Origin of the sequence: Azospirillum sp. TSH64 (assembly GCF_003116035.1) — a bacterium.
Classification (GTDB): domain Bacteria; phylum Pseudomonadota; class Alphaproteobacteria; order Azospirillales; family Azospirillaceae; genus Azospirillum.
In genome coordinates this window covers 5,253,777-5,268,743 of record NZ_LGQW01000015.1, presented here as the reverse complement: position 1 = coordinate 5,268,743, position 14,967 = coordinate 5,253,777, and the positions used below count along the sequence as shown (strand labels likewise).

Here is a 14,967-nt window from a genome sequence, read left to right as displayed (position 1 = left end):
TCGGGGCCGCGCGCGAAGAAAAAAATGCGCCTCCGCCGCTCAGGGCTGACCCGCGGCGGTATCCTTCGCCAAAAGTGCGGCGAAACGCGCCGACGGGACCGCAAAATTGCGCACGGCCGGTGCGTTTCCGGCGGCGACGCCGACTCCAGCGACCGCCCACCCCCCGCCATTCGCCGCGTCGCTTGCCCCGCCGTTCGCCCCGGCGCCGCGCACCGTCCGCACCAGCAGCGGCCCGCCGCTGGTCCCGCGCGTGGCATCGCAGTCGTGCACAAGAAGCCCGCCGCTTTCCCCCAGCAGATGGCAGGCGCTGTCGGCCATCAGGATCTGCGCCCGATCCTGGCTGTAACCGCCGAGCATCAGCGGCGTGCCGGGCCGCAGCGGCGCCTCGCTGACGGGGAGCGGCGGCACCTGGTCCGGCGCCGGTTCCGCCAGGGTCAGCACCGCCCAGTCGCCGGCGAGCATCGGCGCCGCCGCAGCCGGGTCGTAAGCCGGGTCGGTCGCCACCCGCGCCACCGTGACATGGCGGGTGAACGCGCCGCGGTCATAGCCGAAGAGGACATGCAGCGACGACGCCTGGAGGAAGCGCCGGGTACGCGGATTGAACAGGCAATGGCCGGCGGTCACCACCGTGCGCCGGCCGACCAGCGCCCCGGTGCAGCGTCCGGCCAGGTTGGTCTGCACCCGCACCACGCTGCGCCAGGGATCGGCGGCCGCGTCGACCGGTACCCGCCGGTCGCCCGGGCCAACGCCGGGCAGCAGCGGCCGCTCCGCATGGGCTGCAGGCACGCCGGCCAGCATCGCCAGACCGGCCAAGGCCGCGGCAACAGCACCGTGCCGAAAGCCACGCCGACCGCGCGCATGTTCTTGCTCCGTTTCCTTCAATCCCGTATCCTCCGGCGCATGGCGACGCTGATCATCACCGAGAAATCCAGCCAGGCGAAGGACCTGCGCGCGGCCCTGGGCGACCGCTACGGCCGCATCCTGCCGGCCGAGGGCCATCTGCTGCGCCTTGCCGAGCCTGACGAGGTCGACCCGGCCTGGAAGCGCTGGTCGTCGACCCTGCTGAAGCCGGACGGTCTTTATCCGACCCGGCCCGACCAGGGCGGCAACAAGGCGGCGAAGCTGCAGGCGATCACCGCCGCGCTGCGCGGCTGCGACGAGGTGATCCTCGCCACCGACTGCGACCGCGAAGGCCAATTGATCGGCCAGGAAATCCTGGAGCATGTCGGCTATCGCGGCAAGGTGCGGCGCGCGCTTTTCACAGCCCAGGATCCCAAGACCCTGCGCGACGCCTTCGCCACGCTGAAGCCGAACGACAGCATGCGGCCGCTCTACGAGGCCGCGGTGGCGCGCCAGCAGGCCGACCAAATTTACAACCTGTCGCTGACCCGCACGGCGACCAAGACCCTGCTGGCCCCCGGCACCCGCGGCGTCATCGGCATCGGCCGGGTCAAGACCCCGACGCTGGCCATCGTCTGCCTGCGCGAGCTGGAGATCCGCAACTTCAAGCCGGAGGATTATTTCGAGGTGGTGGCGACAGCCACCGTGGCCGAGGGCAGCTTCCAGATGCGCCATGCCCCGGCGCCGAAGGACCGCATCAAGGACCGCGCCGCCGCCGAGGCCATCGCGCGTGCCGCCGACACCCACCGCGGACCGTTGACGGTCACGGTGGAGGAGAAACGGCAGGCACCGCCCAAGCTCTACGACCTTCCGTCGCTGCAGAAGACCTGTGGCCAGCGCTGGGGCTGGACCGCCGACCGTACGCTGGCAGTGGCGCAGGAACTGTATGACGGCGACGGCAAGAAGCTCATCACCTATCCGCGCGCCGAGGCGCGATACCTGTCGGAAAACCAGATCGCCGATGTGCCCGCCATCGTCGGGGCGCTGACCCGGCTGCGCGGCTTCGCGCATCTGGACAACCACATGGATATTCGGCGCCCGGTGATCCGCAAGGGCAAGTCCGGCCATTTCTGCGACAAGGCGCTGGAAGGTGTGTCGCACCATGCGGTGATCCCCAATGTCAATGTGCTGGACGATTTGGAATCGCGGCTCTTCCGGCTGACCGATGACGAGAAGCGGCTGTTTGCGCTGATCTGCCGGTCATACCTTGCGGCGGTGATGCCGGATTACGAGTATCGCCAGACCAGCGTGACCATGCCGGTGCCGGTGCCGACGCCCGGAGGCATCAAGCCGGTCGCCTTCCGCGCCGTCGGCCGCATCCCGCTGAAGCTGGGCTGGAAGGCCGCCTTCGGTTCGGCCGAATCCGACGGCAAGCCGGAGGAGGAGACCGAACAGACCTTGCCGCCGCTGACCGACGGCGAACCGGCGACGCTCAGCGATCCCAAGGTGGAGGCCAAGCGCACCCAGGCGCCGCCACGCTACAACGAAGGCACGCTGGTCGATGCCATGCAGAATGCCTGGAGGTTCGTCGAGGACCCGGCTCTGCGCGACCGGTTGAAAGAGGCCAAGGGCATCGGCACCCCGGCCACCCGCGCCGAGGTGATCAAGGGTCTGCGCAAGCAGAACCTGCTGGGGGCGGACGGCAAATGGCTGGTGCCGACCCCGGCCGGCCTGCATCTGTTCGAGACCTTGCGCGCCGCCGCCCCGACCCTGGTCGATCCCGGCACCACAGCACTGTGGGAAATGAAGCTGGACGAGGTGGTAACCGGACGCGCCGATTTCCGCCGCGTGATCGACGCCATCGCCAGCGAGGCCGACCGGCTGATCGGTGCGCTGGTCGGACAACGCGGCACCGCGCTCGACCTCGGCCTGCCTGCCCCGAAGGCACGATTCTCCCGCCGCGGCACGACCGCAAGGGGGAAGACGGTCCGCGGCGTTCCTACGGCACCCGGTGATGCAGCGAAGCCGGTGCGTCGACGGACGCGCAAGGCAACGGCATCCACCGACGGAGAGGCTGTGGCGCCGAAGCCGCGGCGCACCCGCAAGGCAAAGGCCGATGGCAGTGCCCCGCCGGCTGCCGCCATTTCGGAAAGCACTCCGGTTGCCGACGCGCCCAACTCCGACGCCCGGCGTCGGCGCGAACCGACCGAGCGCATGGTCGCCTTCGCCCGCAGTCTCGCCGAGCGCAAGGGCATCGCCCTGCCCGACCCGTGCCTGCGCGATTTCGATCAATGCCGCGGCTTCCTGGATCAGCACGCCCGCTGACCGCCTATTGATAGCCGCGTGAACGGTTGTGCGATCAGCTGGATTTGCGTGGTTTCAGCCAGATTGCCGTCCCCTCAAGAGGGCACCCTTCATCAACACCGGCCGCCATGTCCTGCGGCAGTACCAGTTCCCGTACGATGCCAGGCAAGGCTGTTTCGGCATGAGGGACCAGCCGACCCCCTGCGGCGAAGAGTGACCGCAACAAGGGGGCGCCCACCCGGCGCTTTCGCAGCGCGGCCGTTATCGCGGGACCTTACGGCCGCTGCTCCACACGGCGGCCTCCCAGGCGCGGCCAAGTTCGAAGAGACCGGAACATCCGAGCTTTTCCATGACGCGGGCGCGATGGCACTCCACCGTCTTGAAACTGATGCCGAGATCGGCCGCGATGGCTTTGGAGCTTTTTCCGGCAACGAGGCGCACCAGCACGTCGACCTCGCGCGCCGTCAGCCGACCAAGACGTGCCATCATATCCCGTCCGCGGGATTGCGACGCCCCCACGTCCGCCTCCAGCGCCGTGCCGACCGGTGTGCGCAGCCGCGTGGAAGGCTCGATGCAGGGCATCAGCATTGCCTCACCGCCATGGATGTCAGGGAGCGGACGGCCGCGACGTAGGCAGCCTCCAGCGTCGGCTGAGGGGTGGACTGCAGGCGGAAGCGTGTGGAGTCGGCGCAATGGGCGACAAAGGCATAAGCGGTGCCGCGCTCCACATTGCGCAGGATGTCGGCCTTTATTGCGGTGATGGGCGATCCCGAGCGCCCCGCGCGATCACCGACCACACGGCCACGCGCCGCATGCATCAACTGAGCGATGGCAACTTCGATCGTCAGGTCACCCGGGCCGCCGGGGATGGAGTCGCTGCACCGCTGTTCGAGCATGGTCGCCCTCGCCTCGCATCGCTCGGCATCTTCCAACAGCATGGAAAGGGTTCCGGGCGAGGAGCCGCCGATCAACGCCAGCGCGTCTGCGCGATCATCAGCCGCTCGCCGTCGAAGCTGGTCGATGGATAGGTGATCGATATACGGCAATTGCGCTTCGGGCATGCTCTTACCCTTGCACCCGCCGCCTACGGCGGTATGCTGGCGGTTGATCATCGTTGCTTCCTAGGGCTTCGGTTGATCGTCTGGGCTGGCTGACCGACCCGGAGAGGGCGCCCGCTTGTTGGCGCAAGCGGGCGCCCGTCAGCCGCGATCAGGCGACCTGTCGGATGATGGGATCCTCGGGGTCTTCGCCCTGCTCCAAGGGACGGTTGCAGAGCGCAGCCATGTTCCACTGCTTGCCACGGTTGGCTTCACGGGCTTCCGGGTCACGATCCAGGAAGATTCCGAAATGCTTGGCAGCCAGTTCGACAGTCTTCGACCAGCCGGCACGGAATTCGTCAGTGCCATAGGCATCCGGCCAGTGGTGAAGCATGCGCCCGAAAGCCCGCTCGCAGAATGATGCATAGGCGCGGGTATCGAGGATGAAGGCATGCCATGCCGGCTCCATGCCTTCCCAGGCCACCAGGCAGGTCGGTGCGTCGAGGTGCATGGCGTTCAGAACCATGAAGGCCCGCAGGTGATCGGCCGACTGCGCCGCTTCGTCCTCCGAAAGACCATCACGCACCATGTGAGCAATCACGCGCGAGAAATCGTAGTTCTTCACATATTCAAGGTTCGCCATATTGCTTCCTCTATGAATTCAATGGCGGAATGCCACCGAATAATGTTGCCGCCCGTGTTACGACACGGGCGATATCCTGTTGCCCTCCGACGGCAATCTTTTCCTTCGACGTGGCGATTTGCCGCCGGACCGTACCCAGCTTCCGATCGAGCGCCACCGCGATCTGCTCGGCGCACTCCCCAGCCGCGACACGCACGGCGACCTCGGCCTGCGTCTTCGTCAAACCGAAGGCGGAGATCAGTATTTCCTGCAGAGGCTCCGGCCGGGCGAGGTCCTGCATGACGACGATGGCCTGCCCCGCTCGCGCGGGCATCACCGCGACGAGTTGGACGGCGACGCCGTCGCAGATCGGGACGAGGGCCTCACTGCCGCGGCCGGCCGCCACCGACGCGATGGCCTGGTGCAGGCGCACCGCACTTTGCGCATCCCCGCAGGTCAGCCGATTGCCAAGTCCGCGCTCCAGCACATCGCCGATGCGCAGACGGCGCACCATGAGCGAAGAGCTGTCGATCAGCCGGGCATCGGCGGTTACGACCGCCGCAGCCACCCCCATCCGCTCCAGCAACGCCGCCATCGTCGCCTGAGCCCGGTTGCGCATCGAAAGTGCTTGCAGACTCGGCACGGACGAGTCGTCGAGGTCATACACGGAAGGTCGAACCGGCACCCAGATCTGTGCGTTCCACTCGGCGCTCAGACCGGTGTGATACCGGTCATACGGAACGCCGTCGTAGTTGCGGCGAAATTGGAAGCTCAGTTCTCTCGCCCGCGCCATCTTTGCGTAAGCGAGGTGTGCTTCCGGGTCGGCAAGGATGGCCGGCTCGGTGATCCGGCCGCGCTCGACGCCGACTTGAAAAATATCGTCGAACGTGATGACTGTGGACCAGTCGTGCTGGTGATGCAGCTCCCGAGCCTCCGAATTCGCGAAGACGACGACGTTGCGCTCATAAATCAGGATCGCCCCCCGAACATCGGCAGCGGTTTTGATCAGTTCGCAAAGCTCTTTCGGGATCTCGGTTGTGGCCATGGGATTCCGGAGTTCTCAAGTGGCAAATCCACATTGCCAACGCTACTCACGGGTGGCACCATCAAAATGGCAATTTTGCCACCGAGCGGCAATTTTCGGGACTTGTACACCAGAACTGTTGCTGCCGCGCAACGGGTAGAAAGCAGCGAACAGTACCGCAACAGGTAATTGCATACCCGGCAATGCGCGTTTGGTGTGAAATGAGGTTTTCAGGCATGCGAATCGCGACGAATGGCAGTGTCGCTGCCGCTTTATGGGCTGTGGGCTCCGTTGTCGCATTCTGTGCCGGCAGCGCTGCGGCGAAGCTGCTTGGAACGAAGCTGCCGGCCATAGAGATGACGTTCATACGGTCTCTGGTTGCCGCGGTCATGGTGGCCGGAACATGGCGGCTTCTGGCCGACCTCAAAAAGGCGCGGGATCTGCAGGGACATGCCATACGCTGCCTGTTGGGGGTGGTTGCGATCTTTGGCCTGCTCTATGCCGTGACCGTTCTCCCATTGGCACTGGCGATGGTTCTCTACATCAGCCGGACGTTGATGATGCCCATCGCCGGTCGGTGGATGTTGGGGGAAAGATCGGGACCACTGGTGTGGAGCGCCGTCGTGCTGGGCTTCGCGGGCGTCCTTCTATCGTCCTGGCCGGAGATACAAGCTCCTGACTCGCGCTTGGGTATCCTGGCCGCCCTGACCGCCGCCGTCGCCTCCGCCGGATCGCAGACAACCGTCCGCAGGCTCACCCGCACCAACTCGGCGCCACTGATCGTCCTGATCTACAGCGCTGCCGCCGTCATCGGCACACTGCCGGTCGCCCTGCCGTCATGGGTGATGCCGCCTCTCACCGACTGGCCGGTTCTCGTAATGCTGGGGCTGTGTGCCGCCGGTGCGCAGCTTTTCGCCGCTCGCGCTTTCGCTCTGGCTCCCGTCGGCATGCTGGCGCCTCTGGATCTGCTTGGCGTGCCGGTCGGGGCCATAATGGGCTGGCTTCTGTTCGGCGAGGTGCCGGGGGTCCTGGCGGGGGTCGGCGGGATCTTCGTCCTGCTGGCGGCTCTGATAGTGACGATCACCCCCGAGAAAGCCGCAGGCCTCCGCCGTCCGGTTGAGCAGCTCGCGAAAGCATGACATTCATGTATCTCGCGGTGATCCACCTAGTTGTCACCTAGATACGGCAAAGGCCCCTCGGAGGGGCCTTGGAATTACCGTTAAGTCATTGAAAAGATTGGTGGGCGATGAGGGGATCGAACCCCCGACATTCTCGGTGTAAACGAGACGCTCTACCGCTGAGCTAATCGCCCGAACCGGACAAGCCTTCGCACTCAAAGGCAGGCCGGCCGGGTGGTGCCCGGCCGGCCGCACTATGCCCTGAGCGGGCCAAAAACTTCAAGCGCTGATAAGCGCTTAGTTCAAGGCGTCCTTCAGAGTTTTGCCGGCCTTGAACTTCGGCTGCTTGGACGCCGGGATGTCGATCTTCTCGCCGGTGCGCGGATTGCGGCCTTCGGTCGCGGGACGCTCAGCGACCGCGAAAGTGCCGAAGCCGACCAGACGGACCTCATCACCGTTCTTCAAGGATTCGGCAATGCTGTCGAACACGGCGTCGACGGCCTTCGTGGCGTCGGTCTTGGACAAACCGGACGCTTCGGCAACATGCGCCACGAGATCGTTCTTGTTCACGCAATCCCCCTTCGAAATTCAGCAAATACTGAAAGACAAAAGCCGCCCCAGGACTTTTCGTCCACGACTTTTTGGAAGCAAAGGATAAGCACAGCGCTTGCTGCCCGTCAATTCCCGACGGGCGGCAAAGCGGCTCTTGTCCCAAAAGTCACGCCCGAGGGCGGCGGTCACGATCGGATCGCGACCGCCGGTCCCGGATCAGTGACGCAGAGCCTCGCCGTCGGCACCCTTCTCCTGAGCCTTCGCCGCGGCCGCCTCGACCTCCGGCTCGGTCCACTCGATGGGCTCCAGCGGACGGACCAGCGCGTTGCGCAGCACCTCGTCCACCGTGCCGACGGGCATGATCTCCAACCCGCGCTTCACGTTGTCCGGGATGTCGGCAAGATCCTTCTCGTTGTCCTTCGGGATCAGCACATGCTTGATGCCGCCGCGCAGGGCGGCCAGCAGCTTCTCCTTCAGGCCGCCGATCGGCAGCACCCGGCCGCGCAGCGTGATCTCGCCGGTCATCGCCACATCCTTGCGCACCGGAATGCCGGTCAGCACCGAGACGATGGAGGTGGCCATGGCGACACCGGCCGACGGGCCATCCTTCGGCGTGGCGCCTTCGGGAACGTGGACGTGGATGTCCTTCTTCTCGAACAGCGTCGGCTTGATGCCGAAGGCGGTGGCGCGCGACTTGACGTAGCTCTCGGCCGCCTGGACCGATTCCTTCATCACGTCGCCCAGCTTGCCGGTGGTGGTGACGCGGCCCTTGCCGGGCAGGCCCACGGCCTCGATCGACAGCAGCTCGCCGCCGACTTCGGTCCAGGCCAGACCGGTGGTGACGCCCACCAGATCCTCCAGCTCCGCCTCGCCATAATGGAAACGGCGGACGCCGGCATACTTGTCGAGGTTGCGGCGGGTGACCGCGACCTTGGCGTTGCCGCCGCTCTTCAGCAGGATCTCCTTCACCGCCTTGCGGCAAAGGTTGGCGATCTCGCGTTCCAGCGAACGGACACCGGCTTCCCGCGTGTAGTAGCGAACCAGATCGCGCAGCGCGTCATCGGAGATGGTGAACTCGCCCTTCTTCAGGCCGTTCGCCTCGATCTGCTTCTCGATCAGGTGGCGCTTGGAGATCTCGACCTTCTCGTCCTCGGTGTAACCGGCGACGCGGATGATCTCCATGCGGTCCAGCAGCGGCTGCGGCATGCGCATCGTGTTGGCCGTGCAGACGAACATCACGTCGGACAGGTCGTAGTCGACCTCCAGGTAATGGTCGTTGAAGGTGCCGTTCTGCTCCGGATCCAGGACCTCCAGCAGGGCCGACGACGGGTCGCCGCGCCAGTCGGCGCCGAGCTTGTCGATCTCGTCGAGCAGGAAGAGCGGGTTCGACGACTTCGCCTTCTTCATGCCCTGGATGACCTTGCCGGGCATGGAACCGATATAGGTGCGGCGGTGGCCGCGGACCTCGGCCTCGTCACGAACGCCGCCCAGCGACATGCGGACGAAGTTGCGGCCGGTGGCCTTGCCGATCGACTTGCCGAGCGAGGTCTTGCCGACGCCGGGCGGTCCGACGAGGCAGAGGATCGGTCCCTTGACCTTGTTCATGCGGTTCTGGACGGCGAGATACTCGAGGATGCGCTCCTTGACCTTCTCCAGACCGTAATGATCGTCGTCCAGCACCTTTTGGGCCAGCTTCAGGTCACGCTTCACCTTGGTGCGCTTCTTCCACGGAATGGACAGCATCCAATCCAGGTAGTTGCGGACCACGGTGGCCTCGGCCGACATCGGGCTCATCGACCGCAGCTTCTTCAGCTCGGCGAGCGCCTTCTCGCGGGCTTCCTTGGAGAAGCGGGTCTTGTTGATCTTCTCTTCCAGCTCCGCCGATTCGTCGCGGCCGTCCTCGGTCTCGCCGAGTTCCTTCTGGATCGCCTTCAGCTGCTCGTTCAGGTAGTATTCGCGCTGAGTCTTCTCCATCTGCCGCTTGACGCGGTTGCGGATGCGCTTTTCCACCTGCAGCACGCCGATCTCGCCTTCCATGAAGGCATAGACCCGCTCCAGACGCTCCGACACGGTGGCGCATTCCAGCAGCTGCTGCTTTTCCGGAATCTTCAGCGCCAGATGCGACGCGACGGTGTCGGCCAGCTTGCCGGCTTCCTCGATCTGGTTGATCGAGACCAGCACTTCCGGCGGGATCTTCTTGTTCAGCTTGATGTACTGCTCGAACTGGGAGACGACGGCGCGGCTCAGCGCCTCCAGCTCCTGGTTCTCGCCGGTCTTTTCCTCGACCAGCTCGGCCTGGGCCTGGAAGAACTCCTCATTGTCGGCAAACTTGGTGATGGCGGCCCGCTGGCCGCCTTCCACCAGCACCTTGACGGTCCCGTCCGGCAGCTTGAGCAGCTGCAACACGGTGCCGACGGTGCCGACGCTGTAGATGTCGGCCGGAGTCGGATCGTCCTGCGCAGCGTTCTTCTGGGTGACGAGCAGGATCTGCTTGTCATCCTTCATCACGTCTTCCAACGCGCGCACGGACTTCTCGCGCCCGACGAACAGCGGCACGATCATGTGGGGGAAGACCACGATGTCGCGCAGCGGCAGGACCGGGTAGAGGGCACCACGGGAGAGTTCGATCATGGGCAGGGCCTCAATGAATGGATCGCCGCCAGCCCGGAATGGGCCTGACACAGCCCCCGCCTCGGGTTGAGCGCGGAGATCGCCTACGGCACCCGACTAACGTGGCACACGGCCCTGCGGCCTTCAAGGGGCTGACAACCCCCAAGGGCGGTTTCCAAGCCGCAACCTGGCAGGAAACCGCCGCTTCCCTCCCCGTTTTTGCCGGATCAAGCGGTTTTGAGGCGGTTCACATAGCCATCGACGGTCGTACGCAGTGTTCCGGCCTCATGCGACAGGCCGCGCGATGCGGTCAGCAGCTCTCCGGACGCGACGCGCGTGCTTTCGGCGGTGGAAGCGACCTGTCCGATGCTGCCGGACACCTCCACGGTGCCCTGGGCGGCCGCCTGGATGTTCCGGGCGATCTCGCGGGTGGCGGCATTCTGCTGCTCCACCGCTGCGGCGACGGCCGACGCCGCCTCGCTGATCGCGGCGACGGTGCGGCTGATGGCGTCGATGGCGGTCACCGCACTGCCGCTGACGTCGCGAATCTCCCCGACGCGAAGCTGGATGTCGTCGGTGGCCTTCGCGGTCTGGCCGGCCAGATTCTTCACTTCGCTGGCGACGACGGCGAATCCCTTGCCGGCTTCACCGGCACGGGCGGCCTCGATGGTGGCGTTCAGCGCCAGAAGGTTGGTCTGGGAGGCGATGGAGCTGATCATATCGACCACCGAGCCGATGCCGGCGGCACGGTCGGCCAAGGTCGCGACGATCCCGGCCGTGCTGCCGGCCTCGCGCACCGCATCCTGGGCGATCCGGGACGCGTCGTCGATCCGGCGGCTGATCTCGCCGATGGAGGATTGCAGCTGCTCCGCGGCGGCCGCGACCGTCTGGATGTTGCCGTTGGCCAGTTCCGAGGCGGATGCCACGGAGGACGAGAGGGACGAGGCGCTTTCCGCAGCGGACGACAGGCGTTCGGAGTTGCTGCGCACGGAGTCCGCCGTGGCGGACAGATGTCCGACCACAGATTCGAGCTGCGCCACGAAATCCTGCGTCGCCCGTTCCATGGCGCGCCGGTTCTCCTCGCGCTGCTCCAGTTCCGTCCGGCGGCGGGCTTCGGCGTCGTCGGCCCCGCGGGCGCTGGTTTGCAGCACGTCGATTGCCGCGGCCATCTCGCCGATTTCATCCGAGCGGTTCCGGTGGAGGACGTCGAGGTCACGCCGGCCGCCGGCAATCGCACCGACGATCCGGGCCAGTTCGACGATGGGACGCGAGGCCCGGCGCGTGATCGCAACCGCCACACCCAGCAATGCGCCGAGCCCGGCGACGATGATTCCAGCCGCCAGCATCAAATGACGCAGAGCCGAGGCCTGATGGCTGTCGGCCAGTTCCCGCCCGACGGCGAAGCCGGCGTCGCGGATCACCAGCAGGTCCTGCAGCAGGGGCGAGGCCGAGCGGCGCCATTCCGCACCGTCCAAATCATAAGGCCTGCCCGCCCGCGATGCGGTCAGAACGCGGGTCTTGAAGCCACCGAAACCCTGAATGTAGCCTTTCCGGGCAGTCTCCAGCGCCATCCGCAGGGCCGGCTCCATCTCGCCGGTGACGATATCGTCCTCGACCGACTCCCAATTGGCCGAGATCCGCCCCTCCAGCGTCATCGCCTCCGCTTCGGCCTCAGGGGTCATCGGCTTGCCGGTTCCCAGTGCGCGCAGATAGAGTACCGACTGCTGGCCGGCCATTTCCCGCAGTTGGGCGGCGCGAACCGCGATGTCGGCCCGGTCGCCGACGGTGGCATCAAGGTCGTTCAAGCGATGGCCGAGTCGGTTCATCGTCACCCCGACCTGGCTCGTGACCTTGACCATGCCGGCGAAGAACTGCGCCGAGGCGTCCGTCGGGCGACCGGACCGGTCCTTCACCAGCCAGCCGTCGACCTGGGCGCGGACGGTCGCCAGACTGTTGCCCAGGGCGGCGGTCTCGTCGGCGGACTTCGGGTCGCCCAGCGCCTTGGCGGCGGCAACGTAGCGGGCGAGCGCAGCGTCGGACTGTGCACGGGCCTTCTTGAGAGAGTCCCGGCCACCGTCGTCGATCGCCGTTCCTGCCGTCAGCGGCAGGTTGACGACGCCGCGCTCGAGCGCCATCGCCTCGTTCACAGCAGTGGCGGCGCCCAGCACGTCCACCACGTCCCTGGCAGCGGATGCCCGGCCGGCCGAGTTGATTTCCTGCACCGCAAGCCAAGTGGCCGGAACCGAAGCGACCACTCCGACGCACGCCAAGCAAACGTAAAGGAAACTGCGTATTTTCATTTCCCGCTCACCGCAATATTCGTGCGCAAACAATGGATAGCGGTGATGCCAAGCCTGGAATGAAGGCAGATCATCCACCCTACCCAATGTCTCTGCGCCGACATTACGGCGTTATCTTTTTATATTCGTTAAATTTGTTGAAGTTATTCTCTTATTCAACGGTTTCCATCCGACAAGACCAATGCAGAGAATGGTTTTATTGGGATCCGCGGCGACAATCGGAAAAAGAAAAAGGGACGCCGAAGCGTCCCTTTTTTAGATTTCCGCACCGGGAAAACCCAGACGGTTATGCACCAGGCGCTTCGCTGCGCCGTTCCGCATGGACGTAGAGCGGCTTGGCCCGCCCTTCGACCACTTCCTTGTTGACCAGGATGCTCTCGATGCCGGTCAGGCCCGGCAGATCGAACATCGGATCGAGCAGAATGGCTTCCATGATCGACCGCAGGCCGCGAGCGCCGGTCTTGCGGGCAATCGCCTTGTGGGCGATGGCGCGCATGGCGTCCTCGGAGAACTCCAGATGGACGTCCTCCATCTCGAACAGGCGCTGGTACTGCTTGACCAGGGCGTTCTTCGGCTTGCTGAGGATCTCGACCAGCGCCGCCTCGTCCAGATCGGACAGGGTGGCCAGAACCGGCAGACGGCCGATGAATTCCGGGATCAGGCCGAACTTCAGCAGATCCTCGGGCTCGACCTCGTGCAGGATCTCACCGGTGGCGCGCTCGTCGGCGGAGCGCACATCGGCGCCGAAGCCGATGCTGGTGCCCTTGCCGCGCTGGGCGATGATCTTGTCCAGGCCGGCAAAAGCGCCGCCGCAGATGAACAGGATGTTGCTGGTGTCGACCTGCAGGAATTCCTGCTGCGGATGCTTGCGCCCGCCCTGCGGCGGCACGGAGGCGACGGTGCCCTCCATGATCTTCAGCAGGGCCTGCTGCACGCCCTCGCCCGACACGTCACGGGTGATCGACGGGTTGTCGGACTTGCGGCTGATCTTGTCGACCTCGTCGATGTAGACGATGCCGCGCTGCGCCCGCTCGACATTGTAGTCGGCGGCCTGGAGCAGCTTGAGGATGATGTTCTCGACGTCCTCGCCGACGTAACCGGCTTCGGTCAGCGTCGTGGCGTCTGCCATGGTGAAGGGAACGTCGATGATGCGGGCCAGCGTCTGGGCCAGCAGCGTCTTGCCGCAGCCGGTCGGGCCGATCAGCAGGATGTTCGACTTCGCCAGTTCGACGTCGTTGTGCTTCGTCCCGTGGGCGAGGCGCTTGTAGTGGTTGTGCACCGCCACCGACAGCACGCGCTTGGCGTAGGACTGTCCGATGACGTAATCGTCGAGCACCGCATGAATGTCGCGCGGAGTCGGAACCCCGTCGCGGGACTTCACGAGGGTCGTCTTGTTCTCCTCGCGAATGATGTCCATGCACAGTTCGACGCATTCATCGCAGATGAACACCGTCGGACCGGCAATCAGCTTGCGGACCTCGTGCTGGCTCTTGCCGCAGAAGGAGCAGTAGAGCGTATTCTTCGAATCGCCGCTGCTGGACTTGCTCATCGGTACTCCGTCATCTCGCGGGAGGCGTGGCCCCTGGGGCCATGCCCGTTCGCGGCGCCCCCCGACGCCGGTCCTACTCAGGTTATCGCGGACGGCGTCCGCGACAAGGTCATGCGCCGTTTTGGCGACGCATCACGATCCGCATAGCCGGGTCCCTTGCGAGACTCTCCCCATTCGGGACCGGTTCCTTATCGGAACCGCTCCATGACCGGATCGTGTCACCGCCATTCAACAACAGCGTCACGACCCGATCAACCCTTTGTTGGGAGGGCCGAGGACCCGCGGCTCACGAATGGTGGTCGACGCCCGGGCGCTTCTCCACCACCTCGTCGATCAGACCGAAGGCCTTCGCCTCTTCCGGCGACATGAACTTGTCGCGCTCCATGGCGGTCTCGATGGTGTCGAGGTCCTGCCCGGTGTGCTTGACGTAGATGTCGTTCAGACGCGAGCGCAGCTTCAGGATTTCCTGGGCCTGGATTTCGATGTCCGAGGCCTGGCCCTGGGCACCGCCAGACGGCTGGTGGATCATGATGCGGCTGTTGGGCAGCGAGAAGCGCTTGCCCGGCGCGCCGGCGGCCAGCAGAAGCGAGCCCATCGAGGCAGCCTGGCCCATGCACACCGTCGACACCTGCGGACGGATGTACTGCATGGTGTCGTAGATGGCGAGCCCGGCCGAGACGTAGCCGCCCGGCGAATTGATGTAGATCGCGATGTCCTTGTTCGGATTTTCCGACTCAAGGAACAGCAGCTGCGAGCAGATCAGGCTGGCGACGGCGTCGTTCACTCCGCCGATCAGGAAGATGATCCGCTCCTTCAGCAGGCGCGAATAGATGTCGTACGCGCGCTCACCCCGGTTGGTCTGTTCGATGACCATCGGGACCAGAGCATTCATCTTCGGCTCGAAGTCGTACATGTGTTCTTCCCTGCCCCCGCAGTTGGCTGAACCGGTGATCGTTGCCGGCACGGAACCACATATAGGAACCTTTGGGGGCGGATGGTAGTCCGCCCCCA

The 14,967-nt window shown here is 65.4% G+C and carries 12 protein-coding genes and 1 tRNA gene; 2 read left to right on the top strand and 11 right to left on the bottom strand.

The window, feature by feature from the left end; genetic code table 11:
- Positions 1 to 39: 39 nt before the first annotated feature.
- The gene (locus TSH64_RS25225; protein ID WP_247873139.1) at positions 40 to 813 is read right to left on the bottom strand and encodes a trypsin-like serine protease; all 774 of its coding nucleotides are present in this window, start codon (positions 811 to 813) and stop codon (positions 40 to 42) included.
- A gap of 87 nt (positions 814 to 900) precedes the next feature.
- Here TSH64_RS25225 and TSH64_RS25220 point away from each other — a divergent pair, with 87 nt between their 5' ends.
- Positions 901 to 3,165, top strand: a complete 2,265-nt coding sequence (locus tag TSH64_RS25220) for a DNA topoisomerase (protein WP_109449238.1) — start codon at positions 901 to 903, stop codon at positions 3,163 to 3,165.
- A gap of 240 nt (positions 3,166 to 3,405) precedes the next feature.
- On the opposite strand, the gene TSH64_RS25215 is transcribed toward TSH64_RS25220, so the two are convergent.
- The 4 genes from TSH64_RS25215 to TSH64_RS25200 form a co-directional block, all read right to left on the bottom strand.
- A complete protein-coding gene (locus TSH64_RS25215) occupies positions 3,406 to 3,732 on the bottom strand; it encodes a LuxR C-terminal-related transcriptional regulator (protein WP_109449236.1) in 327 nt (108 codons plus the stop codon).
- A complete protein-coding gene (locus TSH64_RS25210; protein ID WP_109449234.1) occupies positions 3,726 to 4,256 on the bottom strand; it encodes a hypothetical protein in 531 nt (176 codons plus the stop codon). Before TSH64_RS25210 ends, TSH64_RS25215 begins: the two co-directional genes overlap by 7 nt.
- 97 nt (positions 4,257 to 4,353) lie before the next feature.
- Positions 4,354 to 4,824: a hypothetical protein gene (locus TSH64_RS25205; protein WP_109449232.1), complete on the bottom strand. Its 471-nt coding sequence runs from the start codon at positions 4,822 to 4,824 to the stop codon at positions 4,354 to 4,356.
- A 10-nt stretch (positions 4,825 to 4,834) separates the two neighbouring features.
- The gene (locus tag TSH64_RS25200; protein ID WP_109449230.1) at positions 4,835 to 5,848 is read right to left on the bottom strand and encodes a hypothetical protein; all 1,014 of its coding nucleotides are present in this window, start codon (positions 5,846 to 5,848) and stop codon (positions 4,835 to 4,837) included.
- A gap of 215 nt (positions 5,849 to 6,063) precedes the next feature.
- Here TSH64_RS25200 and TSH64_RS25195 point away from each other — a divergent pair, with 215 nt between their 5' ends.
- Positions 6,064 to 6,966 carry a DMT family transporter gene (locus TSH64_RS25195; protein ID WP_109449228.1) on the top strand — a complete coding sequence of 301 codons (903 nt, stop codon included), beginning with the start codon at positions 6,064 to 6,066 and terminating at the stop codon, positions 6,964 to 6,966.
- Between the two features lie 98 nt (positions 6,967 to 7,064).
- Here the strand turns inward: TSH64_RS25195 and TSH64_RS25190 are convergent.
- The 6 genes from TSH64_RS25190 to clpP form a co-directional block, all read right to left on the bottom strand.
- A tRNA-Val gene (locus TSH64_RS25190) sits at positions 7,065 to 7,139 on the bottom strand.
- A 103-nt stretch (positions 7,140 to 7,242) separates the two neighbouring features.
- On the bottom strand, positions 7,243 to 7,515 hold the full coding sequence (locus TSH64_RS25185) for an HU family DNA-binding protein (protein WP_012974523.1): 273 nt from the start codon (positions 7,513 to 7,515) through the stop codon (positions 7,243 to 7,245).
- 198 nt (positions 7,516 to 7,713) lie between these two features.
- The gene (gene lon / locus TSH64_RS25180) at positions 7,714 to 10,128 is read right to left on the bottom strand and encodes an endopeptidase La (protein WP_109449225.1); all 2,415 of its coding nucleotides are present in this window, start codon (positions 10,126 to 10,128) and stop codon (positions 7,714 to 7,716) included.
- 206 nt (positions 10,129 to 10,334) lie between these two features.
- Positions 10,335 to 12,362, bottom strand: a complete 2,028-nt coding sequence (locus TSH64_RS25175) for a methyl-accepting chemotaxis protein (protein ID WP_146208066.1) — start codon at positions 12,360 to 12,362, stop codon at positions 10,335 to 10,337.
- Positions 12,363 to 12,693: 331 nt separating this feature from the next.
- Complete coding sequence (gene clpX / locus TSH64_RS25170) at positions 12,694 to 13,956, bottom strand: ATP-dependent Clp protease ATP-binding subunit ClpX (RefSeq protein WP_012974526.1); 1,263 nt, start codon at positions 13,954 to 13,956, stop codon at positions 12,694 to 12,696.
- Between the two features lie 286 nt (positions 13,957 to 14,242).
- Positions 14,243 to 14,869, bottom strand: coding sequence for an ATP-dependent Clp endopeptidase proteolytic subunit ClpP (gene clpP, locus TSH64_RS25165; RefSeq protein ID WP_098739527.1), 627 nt, complete (start codon positions 14,867 to 14,869; stop codon positions 14,243 to 14,245).
- Between the last annotated feature and the right edge of the window lie 98 nt (positions 14,870 to 14,967).

Excerpts from the sequence above, each read along its gene's own strand:
- TSH64_RS25220 (WP_109449238.1), top strand. The coding sequence starts at position 901 with ATGGCGACGCTGATCATCACCGAGAAATCCAGCCAGGCGAAGGACCTG.
- TSH64_RS25215 (WP_109449236.1), bottom strand. The coding sequence starts at position 3,732 with ATGCTGATGCCCTGCATCGAGCCTTCCACGCGGCTGCGCACACCGGTC.
- TSH64_RS25210 (WP_109449234.1), bottom strand. The coding sequence starts at position 4,256 with ATGATCAACCGCCAGCATACCGCCGTAGGCGGCGGGTGCAAGGGTAAG.
- TSH64_RS25205 (WP_109449232.1), bottom strand. The coding sequence starts at position 4,824 with ATGGCGAACCTTGAATATGTGAAGAACTACGATTTCTCGCGCGTGATT.
- TSH64_RS25200 (WP_109449230.1), bottom strand. The coding sequence starts at position 5,848 with ATGGCCACAACCGAGATCCCGAAAGAGCTTTGCGAACTGATCAAAACC.
- TSH64_RS25195 (WP_109449228.1), top strand. The coding sequence starts at position 6,064 with ATGCGAATCGCGACGAATGGCAGTGTCGCTGCCGCTTTATGGGCTGTG.
- lon (WP_109449225.1), bottom strand. The coding sequence starts at position 10,128 with ATGATCGAACTCTCCCGTGGTGCCCTCTACCCGGTCCTGCCGCTGCGC.
- clpX (WP_012974526.1), bottom strand. The coding sequence starts at position 13,956 with ATGAGCAAGTCCAGCAGCGGCGATTCGAAGAATACGCTCTACTGCTCC.
- clpP (WP_098739527.1), bottom strand. The coding sequence starts at position 14,869 with ATGTACGACTTCGAGCCGAAGATGAATGCTCTGGTCCCGATGGTCATC.